Raw genomic sequence first — 22,284 nt, 5'->3', positions numbered from 1 at the left:
ATCTCCGCACCTTGAATGGCCGGTCGGGCCTTACGCGCTGACCTCGAGATTGACGGGACGGGTGAAGGTGTTGGCGACCGGCGACCACTTCTTCACATGCGCCACCAGCGCGTCGATCTCGCTCTGCGCGACGCCCTCGCACTCCATGTCGACCTTGACGCGGACATCGGTGAAGCCGACCGGCTTCTCGCTGACGTCGCCGGTGCCCCACACCGCGGTGATGTTGAGATCGCCCTCGAGCTCGAGCTCGAGCTTGTTGACGATCCAGCCGCGATGCACCGCGTTGGCGTGCAGGCCGACCGCCAGGCAGGAGCCGAGCGCGGCGAGCGAGGCCTCGGAGGGATTGGGCGCGGTGTCGTCACCGAGCAGGCCCGGCGGCTCGTCGACGATGTAGGGCGCGAGGTTGCGGATGTAGTTGGCGTGGCGGAACTTGCCCTCGGCCACCGTTCTGCACTTCAAGGTCTTGATCACCTTCGGGTTGGCCTTGCCGTTGGCAATCAGCTGCTCGAGCCCGCCTCTGTCGATCGGCGCGAGGCAGCCGGTCAGTGCGGTTTTTTGAGCGACAGCGGTCATCAGTTTTCTCCCTGGGAGCGATGGATTGGATCAGGATACCGAACGGTCTGTTTCCTGCACGAAGCGTGCCAGTCCTCCGCCAAATCAAAAGGTGAAATCGCGCAGGCGGTTAGCTGTGCCTGCCTGCGGATTGATCAGGACGCGGCTGCTCAAACGCGGTGCATCTGCCGCGCTGCCGCGATTACTTTGAGCGCAGGACGGCGCACATGCCCGCCCCCGTGAAGATGCGACTTGATGATTTTGCCGCGCTCCGATTTACTGCCGCGCATGGCCAAATCGCTTGCGAAGAAAAAACCTGCCGCGGCGTTCGCCGCCGGCGACGATGAATCGGCGCGCGGGCGCCTGCTGAATGCGGCAACGCACCTGTTCTGCAAGAACGGCATCAACGCCACCGGCATCGATGCGATCATCGACGAGGCCGGAACCGCCAAGACCACGCTCTACAAGCTGTTCGGCTCGAAGACCAACCTTGTGCATGCGGTGCTGGAGAGCGAAGGCCGGCAGTGGCGCGAATGGTTCATCGGCGCGATCGAGGCCGGCGGCGGCGATCCGCAGACCAAGCTGGCGCGGATCTTCCCCGCCCTGAAGAGCTGGTTCGCCGAGGAACGCTTCTACGGCTGCCCGTTCATCAACGCGGTCGCCGAGCACGACAAGGACGCCAAGCAGTTCCGCAACATCGCGCTGAAGCACAAGAAGGTGGTGCTGGCGCATATCGAGAAGCTCGCCGGCGAGATGGGCGCGACCGAGCCGGCCGTGCTGGCGCATCAGCTCGCGCTGCTGATCGACGGCGCCATCGTCGCCGCCATGGTGTCATGTGACCCCACGGTGGCCGACACCGCGGGCCTCGCCGCAAGCAATCTGTTCGCGCCGGCGAAGCTGAAGAAGACGAAGCGCGCGGGCCGCGCGGACGAACTGGTAGCAGTCTGACACAGTAGGACGCCGCGATAGAGCGACGCCCCCGATCACCTCGCTGCCCGACTTGATCGCTGCCGCTCGAAAATTAACCGCTGGCCGAACGGATCGGCGCGGCCAACGGCCGCATCGCAGCCTCCGGCATCGGTATTCGGCGGCGCGATCGCCCGCCGGATTTACCTGTCGTCAATCACACCGCGCGATCCGCCGCGGCCTTAAACGCCTGTTAGCTCCGGCCGGGTCAGTTGCCACGTGAAAGTACGGGGCAAGAACAATGCAGTCCGAAAAAGGACGATACAGCCAGCCGCGCTGGGGCGTGACGCGCTGGCTCGCCGATGCGGGTCCGGGCGTGCCCGATGACATCCGCGCGGCGCTGATCGGGGATCTTTATGGCTCGCTGCCGGTGTTCGCGGCCGGCGCGGTCAATACGGTCGCCGTCGCGGCCGTGATTGCGATCCGCGAGCCGACCGCGCCGTTCATCACCTGGGTCATCCTCGAACTCGTGATCTGCCTCTCGCGACTTGCGGTGCTCGTGGCGGCGCATCGCGCGGCACGCGAACGGCGGCCGACGCCGACCGATCTGCACCTCGTCCTCGCGGTCGCCTGGAGCGCCAGCGTCGGCTTCGGGATCCTGATCAGCCTCGCAAGCGGCGATTGGGTGGTTGCGATGCTGGCCTCGCTGTCGGCGGCGGCGATGGTCGGCGGAATCTGCTTCCGCAACTTCAGCGCCCCGCGCCTTGCCGGAACCATGATCCTGCTCAGCCTCGGCCCGATCGTGCCCGGCGCGGCGCTGGCCGGCGAGCCGCTGCTGTTCATCGTGTTCCTGCAGGTGCCGATGTATCTCGCGGCGATGACGGTCGCGGCCTTCCGCCTCAACAAGATGCTGATCGCGACCATGCGCGCCGAGCGCGAGAACGGTCATCTTGCCCATCACGACACGCTGACCGGCCTGCGCAATCGCGCCGGTTTCGTCGCCTCGCTGAACACGAAGCTGGCGGCTCCGGCCGGAAATGGCAGGCCGTTCGCGCTGCTGTTCCTCGACCTCGACAATTTCAAGCCGGTCAACGACACCTATGGCCATGCGGCCGGCGACCAGGTGCTGATGCTGGCCGCCGAGCGGCTGCGGCGCGCTCTGCCAGAGACCGCGGTGATCGCGCGGCTCGGCGGCGATGAATTCGTGGTGCTGGCAAACGGCGTCACCGCGGAGCAGGCGCTCGGGATCGGCCATCGCATCATCCAGGCTGTCACGATGCCGTACCGGCTCGCCGACGGCATCTTCGCAAAGGTAGGCGTCAGTGTCGGTGTCGCTGTCTCGCCCGAGCACGGCACCGAGGCGGAGGAGCTTTTGGCCGTTGCCGATGCCGCGCTCTATGAGGCCAAATCCGACGGCAAGGCACAGTGCCGCCTGGCCTCCGTCGCCACCAATGTCGCGGCGCTGCGCCGGCTGACGAAAAAGGATTCCACGCCGGTTCTCGATCGCGGCGCCGCCTGAGGCGACGTCCGGCAGGCCCAGCGATCGGCAAAACGCCGTCAGTGTCTGGTGTCGAGCTTGCGCAACTCGGCATTGGCTGGCGCCCATTCGACGTAGGTCTTCGGGCATCCGTCAGCGGCGAGGCGAAGCAGCCGCACGGCTTCGTCCGTCGCGCCTTTCGCCAGCGCCAGCTCACCACCATAGAAATGCGCTTCGCAGAGCTGCCCTCTCATCTTGACCGGATTGGCATCGTCGGCGGCCTTCACGACATCCTCCAGCGTTGTAGCGCCGAGGAACAAGCGAACGATCGGCGCCGGCCAATTCGACAGGTCGAGCCGCCCGGAGGCTTCATCAAGTCCGCTCGGTTGGCCGGTCTTCTGGCGCACGAGGTCGAGCCATAGCTGCGTGTAGGGATTTTTCCGGTCGAGCTCGCCTGCGCGGACAAGATCGTCGCGCGCCTCCTGCAAGAGGCCGCCCTGGAAATGAGCGACCGCGGCCAAACGGTAGAGACCAGGTGCGTCTGGAGCCAGCTGGATCCCCTGCTTGATGTCGGCTAGCGCGCGTTCAAGATCGCCACGCGCGAGAAATACGGCTGCACGGCCTTCATAGGGTCCAGAAGCTTTCGGACTAAGCTGGATAACCTGATCAAAGTCTGCCGAGGCAAGCTCAAAATCACCCTTGGCGACGTGCGCGTGGCCACGACAGACCAGCCCAGCAGCCGCCCCGCGCGGCCCGCCGATCGCGATCGCCCGATCGCAGTCGACAATGGCACGGTCCGGTTCGTCCTTGAAGTCGTAGGCCCGCCCGCGACCGGTATACGCGTCAACATTGTCCGGATGAAGTGCAATGACCTGGCTGTAGTCGGCGATCGCGCTATCGATATCCCTCCTCATCAAATAGGCGGCGGCGCGTGTCAGGTATGCACCGGCGTCCTTTGGATTGAACTGGATGGCCTGGTTGAGGTCGGCCAGCCCAAGTGCAAAATCGCCGTTGGTGATCCGCACCCTGGCGCGACAGATGAGCCCGGCGCCAGCGCCCCGCTCCGGGCTGATCTCGATCGCGCGATTGCAGTCGGCGATGGCACGGTCCGGTTCACGCTTGAGGTCGTAGGCCTGCGCGCGGCCGAGATATGCGGCGACATTGTCGGGATGAATGAGGACCACCTGCCCATAATCGGCGATTGCGCGGTCGGCGTCTCCTTTCATGATATAGGCGCCAGCCCGTCCCAGGTACGCGTAGGCATCCTTCGGATTGAGTTCAACGGCCCTGCCGAAGTCGGCAAGTGCGGCATCGACGTCGCCTTTCCGTTGGTACGCCCATGCCCTGCGCACGAAGGCGATCTGATTGTTCGGATCGCGCTCGATGACGTGCGTGTAGTCCGCGATTGCCCGGTCCACCTCGCCCTTTTCAAGCAGGAACATGGCCCGCCGAAAATACGCGAAGGTCGTCCCTTGCAGATTGCCCGGCGCCGCCTCGATCACGGCCGTGCAACCCGCGATGCGATCATCCGCGCCGATATTTGCAGTCCCGTTGCACTTGGCCGCCAGCGAAGGCTGGGCGCGGACCGTTGGAATCGGCGCCAACAGCACGCCAAGCGCGATCATCATCGCCTTTGCGGCGAATGCACGTTTGACCCGTTCTGTCACCTTGTCCCCCACCCCCACCGGGAGACTAGTAGCAAAGCCCCTGCCCGCAACACAACCTTTCGTTGCCTGCGCCGCAACGGCAGGCCGACGGTATGGGCGATGTTGCCTAAAGATCGAAATTCGTCGGCAGCATCACGACGTCGCGGATGGTCATGCCGCGCGGCCGGGTCAGCATGAACATCACGACCTCGGCGACCTCGCTCGCCTCCAGCAGGCTGCCCGCTGCCTTGGCCTCCTCGAGCTTCTCCGCCGGCCAGTCTGCGAGCAGCGCGCTGATCACGGGCCCGGGCGAGATCGAGCCGACGCGGATGCCGTGCCTGAACACCTGGCGCCGCACCGTCTGCACGAAGCAGTTGATCGCCCATTTCGACGACGCATAGACCGGCTCCCACGGCGTCGGGAAATGTGCGGCGAGCGAACTGGTGACGATGATGTCGCCGGTTCCGCGCGCGATCATGTGCGGCAGCACGTCGTGCACGTTCTTCATCACGACGTTGACGTTGAGGTTCAGCATCCGGTCGATCGCACCTGTATCGGCATCGACGAGATCACCGCCGACATAGATCCCCGCATTGGCGTGCAGGATGTCGAGCTGGCCGGCTTGCTCGAGCACCCGCGGCAGCAGGCTCGCGCAGGCCTTCGGATCGAGCAGGTCGATGACCAGCGGGATCACCGCATCGCCGTGCTTGCCGGCAAGCGCTTGCAGCGCGGCTACGTCGCGGTCGACCATCACCACGCGCGCGCCCGCGGCCAGCATCGCCTCACTGCTCGCAAGTCCAATGCCTGACGCCGCCCCGGTCACGGCTGCGACCTTGCCTTCCAATTGCTTCGCCATCGTCTCCACCCTGTCAGGTCAGTGCGACGCGCATGGCAACACATCACGGCCGCGATGTCAGCTCCCATGCGACGAACGGCGTTGTCCGACGCGCCTGTCGGATCACATGCGGAGCATCGGCGGCCGCGTGGCGAAGCGGCGACGCAGCCATTTTGCCGCGGGTCCCGCCGGCCGCTGCTTGTGCCAGACCACCTCGAGCGCGACGGGATGCGCGCCCTCGTCGAATTCCAGCTCGGGAATTGCAAGCTCTTCGGCAATCGACGAACTCGCCATGATATGGGCCGGGATCAGCGCCCAGCCGACGCCTTGCTTGAGGATTTGCAGGATCACCCAGTGGCTCTCGACCCACCACACCTCGGCTGCGACACGCAGCCGGTGCCGCTCGGTGCCTTCGTTGCGCACCGTGACCATGATCTGGCGATGCCGCTTCAGCTCCTCCCAATCCACCCGGCCATGCGCCAGCGGATGGTTCTTGCCGCAAACGAGTTGCAGCGGCACCCAGCCGATGGTCCTGAAGCCGAGCTCGGGCGGCAGATGCTCCTGTCGCCACATCACGCCGAGATCGGCCTTGCCGTCGAGCACGAGACGGCTGACGTCCTCCATGATCGGAAACAGCAGCTCCACTTCGACATGCGGAAAGCGCTTGGCGAATTCCTCAAACAACTCGCCGACCGCGCTCTCCGGATAGAGCTCGTCGATCGCCACCACAAGGCGCTTCTCGACATGCGCCTCGAAACTGCTGGCAACCCCGATCAGGTGTTCGCGGCGATCGAGGATCAATCTTGCTTCCGGCAACAGCCGCGCCCCCGCTTCGGTCAGCACCGGGTTGCGGCCGGCCCGGTCGAACAGCGCAATCCCGAGGTCTGTCTCTAGGTTCGCCACATGCGTACTGACGGCCGATTGCGCTTTCTTCAGGAGCCGGGCCGCGCCGGAGAACGAGCCCTGCTCGGCCGCCGCCACGAACGATTCGAGCTGGTCCATGGAAACGGCCATCTATCTCTTTTCCAGATATTACCTAACTTTCTTATCCCACAATATCAGATAGAAATCCGGTCACAACGACGAGAGCGTTTTCAAGCGAAGTGGATACCGGTTCGCGTGAAGAAAACGCGTCAAAACAAGAATCAAGAAAGGGTTTCAAAATGTCTATGCGTTCCTTCTCCGACCGGATCAGGCACGCAGTCCTGTTCGAACTGATCGGTATCGCGATCTTCACGCCGGCAGCCGCTTGGCTGTTCAATCAGCCGATCGCCCACATGGGCGTCATCGGCGTCGTCTCGGCGACGGTGGCGACGATCTGGAACTTGCTGTTCAATCTCGGCTTCGACCACGCGCTGGTCCGCGTCACCGGCCGTGTCGCCAAGACGATGCCGATTCGCCTCGCGCACGCGATGCTGTTCGAGGCCGGCCTGATCGTGCTGCTGATCCCGTTCGTCGCCTGGTATCTCGGCATCCCGCTGTGGGCCGCGCTGATGATGGATATCTCGATCGTCGCGTTCTATCTGGTCTACGCGTTCGCCTTCAACATCGCGTACGATCGCGTGTTTCCGGTGCGCGAACTCAGCGCGCACGGTCGTACGGCGAACCGGGCCGTGCCGGCCTGATCGATCGCGGCGCCCGGCGCGGCGGATCATTCGATCTGCCGCGCCGGACCCTGACACCGCGCGAATATTTCCGGCAATAGCGACTGCACACAAGTTCCGCCGCGCTCCACTCATAGACTGGTTCGATCCGGCTTGGAGGCGATGGAATGCTTCAAGCCGACATGCCCGTCAGAGGCTGCCAGCCGGCCAACAATGCCAAAACGGCCAACAACAAGAAGCGGAGGACCACAATGCCAAGGAACCGTTCACCCCAGCTCACCCGCCGTGATCTCATCAAGGGCACCGCCGCCACGTCAGCCACGCTGCTGCTCGGCAGGCCCGCGATTGCCAAAGGCAAGACCGAGATCGTGATCGGCAACATCGACGCCTATTCGGGACCGGCTGCGGTCTATTCGTCGATCGGCCGCACGCCCGGCGGCTATTTCAAGATGATCAACGAGCAAGGCGGCATCAACGGCCGCATGATCAAGTACATCACCTATGACGACGCCTACAGCCCGGCCAAGACCGTGGAACAGGCGCGCAAGCTGGTCGAAGGCGATGAGATCGACGTGCTGTTTGCACCGCTCGGTGCGCCGACCAATGCCGCGATCATGAAGTACATGAACCAGAAGAAGGTCCCGCACCTCTTCATCGCCTCGGGCGCCACCAAGTTCGGCGACTACAAGAACTTCCCCTACACCATGGGTTTCCAGCCCTGCTACCAGATCGAGGGCCGCGCTTTCGCGAAACATGTCCTGTCGACACAGAACGATCCCAAGATCGGCATCGTCTATCAGAACGACGATTTCGGACGCGACGTGCTGAAGGGCTTCAAGGACGGACTCGGCGGTAAGACATCGTCGATCGTGGCGGAGTTGTCCTATGAGACCGCGGATCCGACCATCGACAGCCAGGTGGTCCGCTGCAAATCCGCCGGCGCCAACGTGTTCATGAGCATGACCACGCCGAAATTCGCGGCGCAAGGCATCAAGAAGATCGCCGAGCTCGGCTGGCAGCCGGCGCATTACATCGGCAACAACGCCTCTTCCGCCGGCTCGACACTGAAGGCCGCGGGCTTCGACGTGTCCAAGGGGATCATTTCCAGCGCCTATCTGAAGGATCCCGTCGACGCCGCCTGGGACAGCGATCCCGCGATCCAGAAATGGCGCGCCTTCCTCGACAAATACGATCCCGCGGCGGCCAAGAACGACATCTACGCGGTCACCGGCTATCTCACCAGCCAGATCCTGGTTCAGGTGCTCAAGCAGTGCGGCGACGACGTCTCACCCGAAAACATCATCAGGCAGGCGGCGAATTTAAGGGACGTCGAATCCGACATGCTGCTGCCGGGCATCAAGATCAACACCTCGCCGACCGACTATTATCCGCTCGAGCAATTGCAGTTGACGCGCTTCAGCGGCGAACGTTACGAGCCGATGGGCCCCGTGATCGACGGCGGCATCTCGAAGGCGTGATCGTCCACGGCGTTCCGCGAAAACCAGCGCGGCATACGCGAGCCGTCGCGCAGTTGCCATCGGCCGCTCACCGGCCGATGATGCGCGAAACGAAGCCGAACCAACCGGGAGGAAGTGAATGCGTGGCCGCCGTGTGCTGATGGAATCGTTCGTGTCGCACGGCGTGCGTCATATCTTCGGCAATCCCGGCACGACCGAAACGCCGCTGCTCGACAGCCTGCCGGCATTCCCGCAGCTCGAATACATCATGGCGCTGCATGAAGGTGTCGCCGTCAGCGCCGCCAGCTTCTATACGCAGGCATCGGGACGCGTCACCGTCGCCAACCTGCACGTCGCTCCCGGCCTTGGCAACGGCATCGGCTCGCTCTACGGCGCGCTGAAAGCGGGTTCGCCCGTGGTCGTGACGGCAGGTCAGCAGGACACGCGCATGCGGCTCAACAATCCGCTGCTCGGCCATGACCTCGTTGCGATGGCGGCGCCCGTAACAAAGTGGAGCGTTCAGATCGAGCGCGCCGACGAGATCGCGCCGATCATGCGCCGTGCGTTCAAGATGGCGACCGATGCGCCGCAGGGGCCGGTGTTCGTAGCGGTCCCCATCGACGTCATGGAACAGGAAACCGCGGTCGATGCGTCGACGCCGGACAATCTGTGGCGGTCGACGCGCCCCGATCCGGCCGGCATCGAAGCGATGCTTGCGCTGCTTCTGGAATCGAAAAATCCGGCGATCATCGCCGGTGACGACGTCGCGAGATCGGGCGGCGAGCAGGCATTGGTCGCGCTTGCGGAAACGATCGGCGCCACCGTATGGTTCGAAGGGTTGCGGCATCACGCGCCCTTTCCGACCAACCATCCGAGCTATCGTCAGTCGCTCCCGGGCGACGCCCGGCAGGTGCGTAAGGTGCTCGGCGATACCGATCTCGTGCTGCTGATCGGCGGTCCGTTCTTCGAGGACATCTGGTTTGCGCCTGATAGCCACCTTCCCCACGGCGCGTCCGTGCTCCAGATCGAAGCTTCAACCGAGCGGCTCGCGCTCAACAACAGGCTCGATGCCGGCATCGTCGGCGACATCGCGGTCAGCATCAGTGCATTGACGGACGTGCTGCGCGCCAAGGCCACCGCGGACTTCAAGCAGGCTGCGCAGAACCGCAACGCTGCGCTGGCCGAATTGCAGGCGAAAGAAAAGGAAGCCTATCGCGCGCGCGTCGAGAAGAGCTGGAACCGCGAGCCGAGCTCGATGCCGCGCGTCACCGCGGAACTGCGTCGCGGCCTGCCCGATGATGTGGTCATCGTCGATGAGAGCATCACGGCGAGCCTCGATCTCGCCCGCGCGTTCGACTATCGCGGCTTCGGCGATTATTTCGGCGGACGCGGCGGCGGCATCGGCCAGGGTCTTGCCGGTGCGATCGGCGTCAAGGTCGCGATGCCGAACCGTCCGGTTGTGGCGATCTCCGGCGACGGCTCGGCGATGTATGCGATCCAGGCGCTATGGACCGCCGCGCACCACAGGCTTGCGATCGTATTCGTGGTGCTCGCGAACCGCGAGTACCGCATCCTCAAGCACAATGTGGACGTCTGGCGGCAGAATTTCGAGGCCGGCACCCAGCATCCCTATCAGAACATGGATATCACCGGTCCCGCGCTCGACTTCGTGCATCTCGCGGCCGGCATGGGCGTCGAGGCGATCAGGGTCGAGAAGGCCGACGACATCGCCGGCGCGGTCGCAAAGGCTGTCGCGACCCGGCGGCCGTACCTCGTCGAGATTGCAATCGAAGGAAAGCGCTAGAGCATGATCCGGAAAAGTGCGAAGCGGTTTTCCGACAAGATCATGCTCCATAAAAAAAGCAGGAGGAGCTTCTGATGGCAGGCATTCTGGACGGCAAGGCTGCGTTGGTGACGGGCGGCGGCTCCGGCATTGGCCGCGCAACGGCGATTGCCATGGCGCGCGAAGGCGCGCGCGTCGCGGTGTCCGACCTGTCAAAGGACGGCATCGAACAGACGGTCGCGCTCATCAACGCCGCGGGCGGCCAGTCGATCGCGATCCAGGGCGACGTCACCGACGAGGCTGATGTCGCCAGCATGGTGGCGCGCACGGTATCGGCGTTTGGGCGCATCGATTGCGCGTTCAACAATGCCGGCGTGGCCGGGCGCTCCGTCGGGCCGCCCGGCCAGCGCATTCATGAACTCACCCAGGCGTCGGTCGCAAAAATGTTCTCGGTGAATCTGATGGGCGTGTTCCTGTGCCTGAAATACGAGGTCGCGCAGATGCTCAAGCAGGGCGGCGGCGGCGCGATCGTCAACACCGCCTCGATCGCCGGGCTGGTCGGCCTTGCGACGTCAGGCCACTATGTCGCGGCCAAGCACGGTGTCGTCGGGCTGACCAAGTCCGCTGCGATCGAATACGCCCAGGACGGCATCCGCGTGAATTGCGTCAATCCCGGATACATCAAGACGCCGATGACCAAGGAGACGATGGACGAACGTTACGACGAAATCATCGCCAAGGTGCCCGCGCGCCGCCTGGGCGTGCCCGAGGAAATCGCGGAGGCCGTGGTCTGGATGTGCTCGGACAAGGCGTCGTTCATGACCGGCGCATCGCAGGTGGTCGACGGCGGCTACAGCGCCGCCTGAGGCGCGCTTCAGCGGAGCGCGGTGCGGCGTTCAGGCTATTCCTTTGCCGGCAGCGTGCGCAGATAGGCGACGATGGCGTCGAGATCGGCAGCCGACACGGTGGCGTAGTAATGGAAGCCCATCGGCGGATTGAGCTTGCTGCCGTCCTTGCTGACGCCCTGCGTGATGGCGCGTTTGATCTCGTCATCAGTCCAGCCGCCAATGCCCTTCGTCTTGCTGGAGCTGATGTTCCGCGAAACCGAGACGCCCCAAGGTCCATGAAACTTGCCGCCGCCGGCGCCCATGCTGGTGGCAAATTCTCGCCCCTGCGGCCCCATCGGGGTGTGACACTCCATGCAGTGCGCAATCGTGGCGAGGTAGAACCCTTGCTTCACCTTGTCGCCCAACATCGCTTCGGTGTACGGGCTTTCACCGCCCGGGGGGACAGGATGTCCTTGTATCATCTTGTAGACCGGCTCCGGCACCGCATTCCTGATCGGCTTGATCGTGCGCAGATAAGCGATCACCGCATCGAGATCGCGATCGGTCATGATCTCGTAGAAGCCGCTCGGCATGATCATGGCGACCCGCGCGCCGTTGCGCTTGATGCCCTTGCGCAGCAGCTCTTTGAGCTCGGCATCGGTGTAATTGCCGATGCCGGTTTCCTTGTCTTGCGTGATGTTTGGGGCTGTCACCTTGAACGGTGGCTCATCCCATGACAGGCCGCCGGAAAACGCCTTGTCGCTGATCTCCCCCGATGGTCCCTTCGGAGTATGGCAATTGCCGCAGGTCAGGATGCCATTGACGAGGTAATGACCGCGCGCGACCAGTTCCGATTCTGCGCTGACCGGGCCGGTCAATACCACGCCGATAACGAGCGCTAACGATCCGATACGGATCATGACGACGCCTCCAATCAATTAAGTATGGCGGTAGAACTCAGATCGATTTCTGGCTTCAAAAACCTACGTCAGCGAAATGTGCGCACCGGTGTTCAACGGTGCGAAGGCCATGTGCAAAAACCAGGTAACTGGCGCGCAAGAAAAGCCGCGCGCAAGTCGATGGTACGATCGCCACCCCTCTCTTCGGCACATCCGATTGCCGGAGGGCTGGCTAGACAAAATCTAGCAGATTTCACGCGCTTGAGAAGGCGGCATGACCCCGCTGAAAAGGCGCGCTGGTTATCGGGATCAACACTTCACCGACCAATCGCTATTGCGCGAGCAATTGCAACTGGTGCGGGTCAACGGGCAAACAGAAGGGCCGCGCCCCGGATGCGTGACTCACAAGTGGCGCAACAAATTCAGCGTCGTCCCGGCGCAGGCGGGGGCCGATCCCCCCCGACGGTGATTGTTGCGCGACGCTGGGGCCGCAGCTTTTCTCACCACCCCAATCCTGTGGTTATCGGTCGCTGCTTTCGCAGGGACGACGCGCGGAGAGAGTCGTGCCTCGAACTCACTCTTGCCGAGCAGACAGAACGACGGCCAGGCTCACCGCCCCTGCGGCAAACTCCCCTCCAGCCGCGCCAGCTCGCCGTCGAGGTCGCGCTCGACATCGGCCACCTGCATATCCACCACCCGATAGTCGCGCGCCTCGAGCCAGGCTCTGCGCTTGGCGCGGTCGGCGACGATGGCCTCGCTCTCGTTCGGATTGGCCAGCTCGATCGCGAGCCGGTGCACGAAGGAGACGAAGTCGGGGATGTGGCGGCCGACCGGGGTCTGGCGCTTGAATTGGCCAGCGAAGCGGCGATCCCGCGTCAGCGCCTGCCACAGGATCCGCTCGGCGTCGGTCGGGTTGCGGCGGAGCAGCCGGGCGAGCCCGCGCACGGTGCTGGAGTTGTCGGCGGCGCCGCCATGCCCCTGCTCGGCGAGCAGCGCCCGCAGACGCGTTGCCTGGGCGCCGTCGAGCACGCCGCCCTTGGCCGGACCCTTGCGGCCCTCGGCGATCGCCATCACTACGCCGTGCAGCGTGTGCATGTCCTGCTTGGTCGGATCCATCCGGGTGAAGATGTTGCGCAGGTTCACCAGCATGGTGTCGCGCTTCTCGGCCGGCCGCAGGAACTCGACCTTGTCGAGCTCGGCGACAAGGTTATCGAAGAACGCCTGCATCTGGTGCTGGGACGCCGGCTCGGACCGTTCGGGCATCGCGAAGGGCAGCGCGCCCGCGGTCGAGAGCTTGAACCATTCGTAGCCCATCAGCAGCACCGCCTGCGCCAGGTTGAGCGAGGCGAAGCCCGGGTTGACCGGGAAGGTGATGATGCGATTGGCGAGCGCGACCTCCTCATTGGTCAGGCCGGAGCGCTCCCGCCCGAACAGGATGCCGGCCCCGCCGCCGGAGGCGACATGGCTGACGATCTCGTTCGCCGCGCCTTCCGGCCCGACCACCGGCTTGGCCTGATCGTGGGCGCGCGCAGTGGTCGCAAACACCAGCGTGAGATCGGCGATCGCCTGCTCGACCGTGTCGAACAGCTCGACGGAACCGGTGATGTGGTCGGCGCCGGCGGCGGCGCGTTGCGCGGCAACATTCGGCCAGCCGTCACGCGGATTGACGATGCGCATCCGGGTCAGCGCGAAGTTGCCCATCGCGCGCGCGGCCATGCCGATGTTCTCGCCAAGCTGCGGCTCGACCAGGATGACGACGGGACCGGCAAGGTCGTGCCCTGCCTTGGTCTTGTCGGTGCCGGACATCTCACTTCACTTTCTGATTCAGCGTCTGAAGATTTTGAATCAGCTTCCGAAGCGGCTGATTCAAACTCTTATGCAGGGCGGCGCGACCAGCTTTGCACCGGTTTTGCGCGGGACCATTTTCTCCAAGGAGATAACAGGGTTAGCGGCGTTTGCGAATCCTCAATCGGAATCCCAATCGCACGGCGCGAAGACTGCCGCTTGCGCGCGCTTCGCCTTCGGATAGGCTATCAACCACAACCAAAGCGAAGCTGTAAAGGCACGCTTGAGACGCCGCTTGAACGGCGCGGCACTTGGGTCGAAGCACTTGGGGGGACGACGGATGCGGGGCAGATGGACGCTGGCGATTGTGGGCGTGGTCTTGATCGTGGCGGGGGGCCTGCTCGCCCACCTCACGCAGACCGCAGGCGGCATCCGGATCGAGGATGTCAGGTTCAAGGGCGCCAAGGGCAACGCCATGAGCGCCCTGCTCTACGTCCCGCCGAACGCCACGCCGCAGATCCCGGCGCCCGGCATCCTCGCGGTCCACGGCTACATCAATTCGCGCGAGACCCAGGACGGCTTCGCCATCGAGTTCGCCCGCCGCGGCTATGTGGTGCTGGCGCTCGACCAGACCGGCCACGGCTACAGCGACCCGCCCTCCTTCGCCAACGGCTTTGGCGGACCTGACGGCCTTGCCTATCTCCGCAGCCTGCCCTTCGTCGACAAGGACAACATCGGGCTCGAGGGTCATTCGATGGGTGGCTGGACCGTGCTGGCGGCCGCCGCAGCTCAGCCCAATGGCTACAAGTCGATGGTGCTGGAGGGCTCGTCCACCGGCAAGCCGTTCGCCGCCGAGGGCACCACGACATAGCCGCGCAACACCGCGCTGGTGTTCGCCCAGTACGAGGAATTCCCCGAGCTGATGTGGGGCGTCGACCTCGCCCGCGACGTCACCATGAGCCCGAAGCTCTGGGCGCTGTTCGGCACGCAAGGCGCGATCGAACCGGGCAAGGTCTATGGCGATCCGGCCAACGGCTCCGCGCGGGTACTGTACACCCCGGCGACGACCCATCCGGCCGAGCACATCTCGCATGAGGCGATCGGCTACAGCCTCGACTGGTTCGCCAAGACGTTGAAGGGCGGCACCCCTCGTCCGGTCGACGACCAGATCTGGTTCCGCAAAGAGATCGGCACCCTGATCGCGCTGATCGGCTTCGTCGCTCTTGTGATCGGGACGTTCGACGGGCTGCTGGAGGCACCGATGTTCTCGCGCTTGCGGCTGCCGGCGGTTGCCGACGGCACCATGCCGCCGCACGAGGCCGCCAAAGGCCGGCGCTGGACCGCGGCGTTCATCCTGTCCGCCCTCATCCCGGCGCTGACCTATTATCCGGCCTTTGCGCTGGGCGGCACCTTCGCGACCCCGAGCGCATTCCTGCCGCAGGGCATCACCAACCAGATCCTGGTCTGGGCCATCATCAACGGCCTGATCACGCTGGCCCTGATGTGGTTCGCCCCGAAGCGCGCCACCCGGGCCGGCCTCGTCGGTCAATCCGTCGTGATCGCGATGGCCTCGGTTGCGGTCGGCTACGCTGCGCTCTGGCTCGCCGACCTCGCCTTCAAGATCGACTTCAGGTTCTGGATCGTCGCACTCAAATTGATGAGCGCGAAGCAATTCCTCATCTTCCTGATCTATCTGATTCCGTTCACGGCGTTTTTCGTGGTGGCGCTGCACGTGCTGCACCGGAATTTCTCGACCATGGGCGCGCCGCGCGGAGCGCTCTATCTGACTAACATCCTGGCGCTGACGCTCGGCTTCATCGTGTTGCTGGTGCTGCAATACGGCACGCTGTGGCTGACCGGTAAGCTGCTCAACCCGATCCCGGACCCCGGTTTCGTGCCACTCTCGACCATCGTCGCGATCCAGTTCGTGCCGCTGTTGGCGATCGTCGCCGTGATCGCGACCTTCACCTGGCGGCGGACCGGATCGAGCCTGCCGGGGGCCCTGATCGCGGGCCTGTTCGTGACCTGGTACATCGTGGCCGGCACCGCCACGCAGGTCCCGTTCTAGAGGGGGTCAGGCGAGGAAAGCCCGTCCAGGACAAGGAGCTAGAGCCGCCGTCAGAATGGCGGTTCTCGGTGAAAAGATGGGCTGAAAGTGCATAACCGGTGCGCTTCCGCCCGTCCCCGGGCGGTGCTATAGCGCAGGCGTATTCCACCCCCGCCGTCAAAAAGCGCGCCGTTCCCAAGAGGGCCTCCCCGTCATGGCAAAAATCAAGGTATCCAACCCCGTCGTCGAGCTCGATGGCGACGAGATGACCCGGATCATCTGGCAGCACATCAAGGACAAGCTGATCAACCCGTTCCTGGATGTCGAGCTGCTCTATTTCGATCTGGGCATGGAATACCGCGATGAGACCAATGACCAGGTGACCATCGACGCCGCCGAAGCCATCAAGAAGGTCGGCGTCGGCGTCAAATGCGCCACCATCACCCCCGACGAGGCCCGGGTGAAGGAGTTCGGCCTGAAGCAGATGTGGAAGTCGCCGAACGGCACCATCCGCAACATCCTCGGCGGCGTGATCTTCCGCGAGCCGATCATCTGCAAGAACGTGCCGCGCCTGGTTCCCGGCTGGACCAAGCCGATCATCATCGGCCGCCACGCCTATGGCGACCAGTACCGCGCCACCGACATCAAGTTCCCCGGCAAGGGCACGCTGTCGCTGAAGTTCGTCGGCGAGGACGGCACCGTGATCGAGCGGGAAGTGTTCAAGGCGCCCGGCGCCGGCGTCGCGATGGAGATGTATAATCTCGACGACTCCATCATCGATTTCGCCCGCGCCTCGCTCAACTACGGCCTGCTGCGCAACTACCCGGTCTACCTCTCGACCAAGAACACGATTCTGAAGGTCTATGACGGCCGCTTCAAGGACATCTTCCAGGACATCTACGACCGCGAGTTCAAGAAGGATTTCGAGGCCAAGGGCCTGACCTACGAGCACCGCCTGATCGACGACATGGTGGCCTCGGCGCTGAAATGGTCCGGCGGCTATGTCTGGGCCTGCAAGAACTATGACGGCGACGTGCAGTCCGACACCGTGGCCCAGGGCTACGGCTCGCTCGGCCTGATGACCTCGGTGCTGCTCACCCCGGACGGCAAGACGGTGGAAGCCGAAGCCGCCCACGGCACCGTGACCCGCCACTATCGCGAGCACCAGAAGGGCAAGGAGACCTCGACCAACTCGATCGCGTCGATCTTCGCCTGGACCCGTGGCCTCGCCCACCGCGCCAAGCTCGACAACAACGAGGCGCTGGCGAAGTTCGCCACCACCCTGGAGAAGGTCTGCGTCGCGACCGTCGAAGAGGGCTACATGACCAAGGACCTCGCGCTCCTGGTCGGCGCCGATCAGCGCTGGCTCTCGACCACCGGCTTCCTCGACAAGGTCGCCGAGAATCTCGGAAAGGCGATGGCGGCCTGACGGCCGCCTGTTGCCGAACACAATAGCGAGCGTGACCATGACCTTTCCCGGCCGGGTGACGCTCGCATCGTTGTTGCTGACCGGATCGGTGGCACTCGCTGCCGATCCCCTGCCCGACGCCGTCGCGGCGCCCGACGAAACCGCGGTCCTCACCGCCCATGCCGAGGGCGTGCAGGTCTATGAGTGCAAGCCGGTCACCGACGGCAAGCTCGCCTGGTCGTTCCGCGAACCGGTCGCCACCCTGATCGCCGGAGGCCGCACTGTCGGCCGGCACTATGCCGGCCCGAACTGGGAGCATGTCGACGGCAGCGCCGTGACCGCCCGCACCGCCGGCAGCGCGCCCGGCGCGACGCCAGCAGACATTCCCTGGCTGAAGCTCGAGGTGATCTCCCACCGCGGCAACGGCCTGCTCTCGAGCGTCGCCACCGTGCAGCGGATCAACACTTCGGGCGGCGAGCTCAGCGGTGCCTGCGACAAGGCTGGCGCACTGAAGAGCGCTGTGTACTCGGCCGATTACGTGTTTCTGCGGAGAGACTAAAGCGGGATGAGTTTTGGTTGAATCGGCTTACCGCGCTTTCGGTTCACCTCTCCCTTTGGGAGAGGTCGGATTGCGAAGCAATCCGGGTGAGGGCTCTTGCTCCCTCGATAGACCGTAACCCCTCACCCGATTTGCTGCGCAAATCGACCTCTCCCAAAGGGAGAGGTAAACTTCGACGCCGTTCCTCAAGCTAAACCATCATGCTCTAATCACGGATACCGCCGTCGGTCTCGCCCGGCGCCTGGGCGATCTCGCCGGCGGCAAGGTCGCCACCGGCGGTGAGCGGATCGGCGAGCCGCGCCTCCGCCGTCTCCCTGACATGCGCGGCGAGCGCCGGCATGCGCTCGGTCAGGGCGTGGAAGTCCTGTGCATCGAGCAGCAGCAGCTTGGTCTTCCGCATCGCCGTCACCGTGCCGGAGCGGTTGGTCCGCCGGAGCAGCGCGATCTCGCCGAAGAACGAGCCGTCGGCAAGCCGCACCCGCTGGCTCGGCAGGTCGATCTCGACCTCGCCGGCGGTGATGAAATACATCGACGACGCCGCATCGCCGCGCCGCACCAGCACCTCGCCGGCCTCGATGGTCTGCGACCGCAACAGCCGCATGATGTCGGCGATATCAGCAGCGTTGAGATGCGAGAACAGCGGCACCCGTGCCAGCATGCCCCAGGTCACGACGAAGTCGCGGCGCCGCACCTCGTCGGCGAACGCGGTCGAGATGATCGCGACCGGCAGCGCGATCATCGCAAAGCCGACCACGATCGCAACCACAGTGACGATGCGCCCGAGCAGCGTCACCGGGACGACGTCGCCGTAGCCGACGGTGCCGAGCGTCACGATCGCCCACCACATCGCCTGCGGCATGGTGCCGAACTTGTCCGGCTGCACCTTGTGCTCGATGGCATAGAGCAGCGAGGCGAACAGCAGCACCGCGCCGGTCAGGATCACCACGCAGCCGAACAGCGTGCGCCGCTCGGCATGCAATGCAGCCAGCAGCGAGCGCATCGCGGTCGAATACCGCACCAGCTTCAGGAACGGCAGCATGCCGAACAGCACCAGCGCGGTCTTGTCGCCGATCGCAAGCGCGATGGCCGACGGCAGGAAGGCGAGCAGGTCGATCACGCCGAGCGCCGAGAAGGCGTATTCCAGCCGCGCCTGCGACGGCGTCATGTCGCGCAGCGAGCGGCCAACCACGCTCCAGAGGCGCGCGGCATATTCCAGCGCGAAGGCAGTCACCGCGGCGATTTCGATTGTCGTGAACAGCCACCAGAACTGGGCATCGATCTCCGGCACCGACGCCAGGATCGCCGCCAGCACATCGACGGTGATGATCGCGACGACAAGCCGGACAAATCGCGCGCCGACCGAATATGGCAGGTGATCCTGCTCGAGCAGCTCGTAGAGACGCTCGCGCAGCCCGGGATCGCTGATCGTGGGCTTGAGCGGAGCCGTCGCCACGGTCAGCCTCTCCGTCAGGCGCCGGCCATCGCTTGTTCGATCGCCGACAGCGCGGCGTCGGCCTTGGCGCCGTCCGGCCCGCCGGCCTGCGCCATGTCGGGCCGGCCGCCACCGCCCTTGCCGCCGAGCACCTCGGACCCCTTGCGCACCAGCTCGACCGCGTTGAAGCGCGAAGTCAGATCGGCGGTGACGCCGACCACGATGCCGGCCTTGCCGTCCTCGGTGACGCCGACGATCGCGACCACGCCCGAGCCGATCTGCTTCTTGCCATCGTCGACCAGGCTCTTCAGGTCCTTGGTCTCGACGCCCTCGACCGCACGCGCGAGCAGCTTGACGTTGCCGACCTCGCGCACGCCGGAGGCGGCACCGTTCGACGACGCTCCGCCGCCCATCGCGAGCTTCTTGCGGGCATCCGACAGGTCGCGCTCGAGCTTCTTGCGCTCCTCCATCAGGGCTGCAATCCGCGCCGGCACGTCCTCGATCGTGGTGCGCAGCTCCTGTGCCGCGGTCTTCGCCAGTGTCATGGTGTCATTGGCGTGCTTGCGCGCATGATGCCCGGTCAGCGCCTCGATGCGGCGCACGCCGGAGGCGACCGCGCTCTCGCCGGTCACCGAAATCAGGCCGATGTCGCCGGTGCGGCGAACATGGGTGCCGCCGCAGAGCTCGACCGACCAGCCGAGCGCGTTCTGGCCGTGCTCGCGGGCGCTCTTGCCCATCGAGACGACGCGAACCTCGTCTCCGTACTTCTCGCCAAACAATGCGCGCGCACCGGCCTCGCGGGCGTCGTCGACACCCATGATACGGGTCGTCACCTCGTCATTCTCCAGCACGACATCGTTGGCGATGTCCTCGACCCGGGCGAGCTCCTCCGGGGTGATCGGCTTCGGATGCACGAAATCGAAGCGCAGGCGATCGGGCGCGACCAGCGAGCCGCGCTGCGCGATGTGATCGCCGAGCACCTGGCGCAGCGCCTCGTGCAACAGATGCGTCGCCGAGTGGTTGGCGCGGATCGACGAACGCCTGGCGTGGTCGACCTCGAGTTGCAGCGCGGTGCCGACGTTCAGCGTGCCCTGCTCCACCGTGCCGACATGCACGAACAGGTCGCCGGCCTTCTTCTGCATATCGGTGACGCGGAACTTGACGCCCTCGCCGGTGAGGACGCCGACGTCGCCGACCTGACCACCGGACTCGGCATAGAACGGCGTCTGGTTCAGCACGATCGCGCCGCTCTCGCCGGCCTTGAGGCCGCCGACCTCGGCGCCGTCCTTGACCAATGCGGTCACGACGCCTTCCGCGCTCTCGGTCTCGTAGCCGAGGAATTCGGTTGCGCCGAGCTTCTCGCGCAGCGGAAACCAGATGGTCTCGGTGGCCGCCTCGCCGGAGCCTGCCCAGGAGGCACGCGCCTTCTCGCGCTGGCGGTTCATCGCGTCGGTGAACGAGGCCTGGTCGACGCTGATGCCGCGCGACTTCAGCGCGTCCTGCGTCAGGTCGAGCGGGAAGCCATAGGTGTCGTACAGCGTGAACGCGGTGTCGCCGTCGAACATGTCGCCCTTCTTGAGGCCGGCGCTCTTCTCGTCGAGGATCGACAGGCCGCGTACCAGCGTCTTGCGGAAGCGGGTCTCTTCCAGCTGAAGCGTCTCCTCGATCAGCTTCTCCGCGCGCACCAGGTCCGGATAGGCCTGGCCCATCTCGCGGACCAGCGCCCAGACCAGGCGATGCATCAGCGGCTCGCTGGCGCCCAGAAGCTGCGCGTGGCGCATCGCGCGGCGCATGATCCGGCGCAGCACATAGCCGCGGCCCTCGTTCGAAGGCAGCACGCCGTCGGCGATCAGGAACGCCGAGGAGCGCAGATGGTCGGCGATCACCCGGTACGACGCCACGTTCTGCGCGTTCGGCCCATGGCCGAGGGCCGATGCGGCCGCATCGATCAGATGGCGGAACAGATCGGTCTCAAACACGCTCTCGACGCCCTGCAGGATGGCCGCCATGCGCTCCAGCCCCATGCCGGTGTCGATCGAGGGACGCGGCAGCGCCACGCGCTCCTCCTTCGTCACCTGCTCGTACTGCATGAACACCAGATTCCAGAATTCGAGGAAGCGATCGCCGTCCTCTTCCGGGCTGCCCGGAGGTCCGCCCCAGATGTGCTCGCCGCGATCGATGAAGATCTCGGAGCACGGACCGCACGGGCCGGTATCGCCCATCGCCCAGAAATTGTCCGAGGTCGCGATGCGGATGATGCGGTCGTCCGAGAAGCCTGCGATCTTCTTCCAGTAGCCGGCCGCCTCGTCGTCGGTGTGGTAGACCGTGACGAGCAGCTTGTCCTTCTTCAGCCCGAAATCCTTGGTGATCAGATTCCAGGCGAGCTCGATCGCACGCTCCTTGAAGTAGTCGCCGAACGAGAAGTTGCCGAGCATCTCGAAGAAGGTGAGATGGCGCGCGGTGTAGCCGACATTGTCGAGATCGTTATGCTTGCCGCCGGCGCGCACGCACTTCTGCGAGGTCGTGGCGCGCTGATAGCCGCGCTTTTCGACGCCGGTGAAGACGTTCTTGAACTGCACCATGCCGGCATTGGTGAACATCAGGGTCGGGTCGTTGCGCGGGACCAGCGGCGACGACGCCACGATCTCGTGGCCGTTCTCCTTGAAGAAGTTCAGAAATGTCGACCTGATGTCGTTGACGCTGCTCATGTTCATCCAATCGGAAAAAGGGGCCGGCCAGCCGCAAAAAGGCGTCATTTTCCGGCCGAACGCTTTTAGACATTGCCAGCTGCGGTGTCCAGAAACTGTGCAGGCGGATCATGGGCTTGCCGCGGCCGCACAAAGCCCATTGGATAGCAGCGAGAGCTGCGTTGACAGTCTTGGTGGCGCCGTGTTTTCTACCTACCTGTTATTTGTCACGTCGGGAGAGACCGGCCTTACCGCCGGCGCCGAAGGAGCAACCGCCCCGGAAACTCTCAGGCAAAAGGACCGCGTGACGTCTGACATCTGGAAAGAGGCGCTGGGGTTCTCCCCGATGCGTCCGCCGACGGGATAATACTCTCAGGCAC

The 22,284-nt window shown here is 64.8% G+C and carries 19 protein-coding genes and 1 riboswitch; of the genes, 11 read left to right on the top strand and 8 right to left on the bottom strand.

Annotated elements, in window-relative coordinates:
- Window positions 1-30: 30 nt before the first annotated feature.
- Complete coding sequence (locus ACE10Z_RS17965) at window positions 31-573, bottom strand: OsmC family protein (RefSeq protein WP_298374753.1); 543 nt, start codon at window positions 571-573, stop codon at window positions 31-33.
- A gap of 267 nt (window positions 574-840) precedes the next feature.
- Between ACE10Z_RS17965 and ACE10Z_RS17960 the strand changes: the two genes are divergently transcribed.
- Together ACE10Z_RS17960 and ACE10Z_RS17955 are read left to right on the top strand one after the other, a co-directional pair.
- On the top strand, window positions 841-1,500 hold the full coding sequence (locus tag ACE10Z_RS17960) for a TetR/AcrR family transcriptional regulator (protein WP_375789862.1): 660 nt from the start codon (window positions 841-843) through the stop codon (window positions 1,498-1,500).
- Between the two features lie 259 nt (window positions 1,501-1,759).
- Entirely contained in the window at window positions 1,760-2,977 is a 1,218-nt protein-coding gene (locus ACE10Z_RS17955) for a diguanylate cyclase domain-containing protein (protein ID WP_375789104.1), read from the top strand.
- A gap of 38 nt (window positions 2,978-3,015) precedes the next feature.
- Here the strand turns inward: ACE10Z_RS17955 and ACE10Z_RS17950 are convergent, their stop codons facing one another.
- The 3 genes from ACE10Z_RS17950 to ACE10Z_RS17940 form a co-directional block, all read right to left on the bottom strand.
- A complete protein-coding gene (locus ACE10Z_RS17950) occupies window positions 3,016-4,602 on the bottom strand; it encodes a tetratricopeptide repeat protein (RefSeq protein ID WP_375789103.1) in 1,587 nt (528 codons plus the stop codon).
- A gap of 106 nt (window positions 4,603-4,708) precedes the next feature.
- Window positions 4,709-5,437: an SDR family oxidoreductase gene (locus tag ACE10Z_RS17945; protein WP_375789102.1), complete on the bottom strand. Its 729-nt coding sequence runs from the start codon at window positions 5,435-5,437 to the stop codon at window positions 4,709-4,711.
- 102 nt (window positions 5,438-5,539) lie between these two features.
- A complete protein-coding gene (locus tag ACE10Z_RS17940) occupies window positions 5,540-6,430 on the bottom strand; it encodes a LysR family transcriptional regulator (protein ID WP_375789101.1) in 891 nt (296 codons plus the stop codon).
- Window positions 6,431-6,579: 149 nt separating this feature from the next.
- Here ACE10Z_RS17940 and ACE10Z_RS17935 point away from each other — a divergent pair, with 149 nt between their 5' ends.
- The 4 genes from ACE10Z_RS17935 to ACE10Z_RS17920 all read left to right on the top strand — a co-directional run bounded on the left by ACE10Z_RS17935 (window position 6,580) and on the right by ACE10Z_RS17920 (window position 11,126).
- Window positions 6,580-7,041: a PACE efflux transporter gene (locus ACE10Z_RS17935; protein ID WP_375789100.1), complete on the top strand. Its 462-nt coding sequence runs from the start codon at window positions 6,580-6,582 to the stop codon at window positions 7,039-7,041.
- 230 nt (window positions 7,042-7,271) lie between these two features.
- On the top strand, window positions 7,272-8,498 hold the full coding sequence (locus ACE10Z_RS17930) for an ABC transporter substrate-binding protein (RefSeq protein WP_375789099.1): 1,227 nt from the start codon (window positions 7,272-7,274) through the stop codon (window positions 8,496-8,498).
- Between the two features lie 118 nt (window positions 8,499-8,616).
- Entirely contained in the window at window positions 8,617-10,281 is a 1,665-nt protein-coding gene (locus ACE10Z_RS17925) for a thiamine pyrophosphate-binding protein (protein WP_375789098.1), read from the top strand.
- 74 nt (window positions 10,282-10,355) lie between these two features.
- Entirely contained in the window at window positions 10,356-11,126 is a 771-nt protein-coding gene (locus ACE10Z_RS17920) for an SDR family NAD(P)-dependent oxidoreductase (RefSeq protein WP_375789097.1), read from the top strand.
- Window positions 11,127-11,161: 35 nt separating this feature from the next.
- Here the strand turns inward: ACE10Z_RS17920 and ACE10Z_RS17915 are convergent, their stop codons facing one another.
- Window positions 11,162-12,007 carry a c-type cytochrome gene (locus tag ACE10Z_RS17915; RefSeq protein ID WP_375789096.1) on the bottom strand — a complete coding sequence of 282 codons (846 nt, stop codon included), beginning with the start codon at window positions 12,005-12,007 and terminating at the stop codon, window positions 11,162-11,164.
- A 253-nt stretch (window positions 12,008-12,260) separates the two neighbouring features.
- On the opposite strand from ACE10Z_RS17915, the gene ACE10Z_RS17910 reads away from it, so the two are divergent.
- Window positions 12,261-12,455 carry a hypothetical protein gene (locus tag ACE10Z_RS17910; protein ID WP_375789095.1) on the top strand — a complete coding sequence of 65 codons (195 nt, stop codon included), beginning with the start codon at window positions 12,261-12,263 and terminating at the stop codon, window positions 12,453-12,455.
- A 140-nt stretch (window positions 12,456-12,595) separates the two neighbouring features.
- Here the strand turns inward: ACE10Z_RS17910 and ACE10Z_RS17905 are convergent, their stop codons facing one another.
- Window positions 12,596-13,792 (bottom strand): TrmJ/YjtD family RNA methyltransferase, encoded by a 1,197-nt coding sequence (locus ACE10Z_RS17905; protein WP_375789094.1) that lies wholly within the window; start codon window positions 13,790-13,792, stop codon window positions 12,596-12,598.
- Window positions 13,793-14,111: 319 nt separating this feature from the next.
- On the opposite strand from ACE10Z_RS17905, the gene ACE10Z_RS17900 reads away from it, so the two are divergent.
- The 4 genes from ACE10Z_RS17900 (at window position 14,112) to ACE10Z_RS17885 (ending at window position 17,785) form a co-directional block, all read left to right on the top strand.
- Window positions 14,112-14,642, top strand: a complete 531-nt coding sequence (locus ACE10Z_RS17900; protein WP_375789093.1) for an alpha/beta hydrolase family protein — start codon at window positions 14,112-14,114, stop codon at window positions 14,640-14,642.
- Window positions 14,643-14,660: 18 nt separating this feature from the next.
- Complete coding sequence (locus ACE10Z_RS17895) at window positions 14,661-15,839, top strand: hypothetical protein (RefSeq protein ID WP_375789092.1); 1,179 nt, start codon at window positions 14,661-14,663, stop codon at window positions 15,837-15,839.
- Between the two features lie 193 nt (window positions 15,840-16,032).
- A complete protein-coding gene (locus ACE10Z_RS17890; protein ID WP_375789091.1) occupies window positions 16,033-17,247 on the top strand; it encodes an NADP-dependent isocitrate dehydrogenase in 1,215 nt (404 codons plus the stop codon).
- Window positions 17,248-17,284: 37 nt separating this feature from the next.
- The gene (locus ACE10Z_RS17885) at window positions 17,285-17,785 is read left to right on the top strand and encodes a DUF3455 domain-containing protein (protein ID WP_375789090.1); all 501 of its coding nucleotides are present in this window, start codon (window positions 17,285-17,287) and stop codon (window positions 17,783-17,785) included.
- Between the two features lie 205 nt (window positions 17,786-17,990).
- Here ACE10Z_RS17885 and ACE10Z_RS17880 read toward each other — a convergent pair whose 3' ends face one another.
- Together ACE10Z_RS17880 and alaS are read right to left on the bottom strand one after the other, a co-directional pair.
- Window positions 17,991-19,238 carry a cyclic nucleotide-gated ion channel gene (locus ACE10Z_RS17880; protein ID WP_375789089.1) on the bottom strand — a complete coding sequence of 416 codons (1,248 nt, stop codon included), beginning with the start codon at window positions 19,236-19,238 and terminating at the stop codon, window positions 17,991-17,993.
- Window positions 19,239-19,252: 14 nt separating this feature from the next.
- Window positions 19,253-21,925 (bottom strand): alanine--tRNA ligase, encoded by a 2,673-nt coding sequence (gene alaS, locus ACE10Z_RS17875; protein ID WP_375789088.1) that lies wholly within the window; start codon window positions 21,923-21,925, stop codon window positions 19,253-19,255.
- 201 nt (window positions 21,926-22,126) lie between these two features.
- Window positions 22,127-22,217: riboswitch (glycine riboswitch) on the top strand.
- The last annotated feature ends 67 nt before the right edge of the window (window positions 22,218-22,284 follow it).

The organism is Bradyrhizobium sp. Pha-3, from assembly GCF_042258615.1.
Lineage (GTDB): Bacteria > Pseudomonadota > Alphaproteobacteria > Rhizobiales > Xanthobacteraceae > Bradyrhizobium.
The sequence above is the reverse complement of the archived record's forward strand: the minus strand, read 5'-3'. Positions and strand labels throughout refer to the sequence as shown.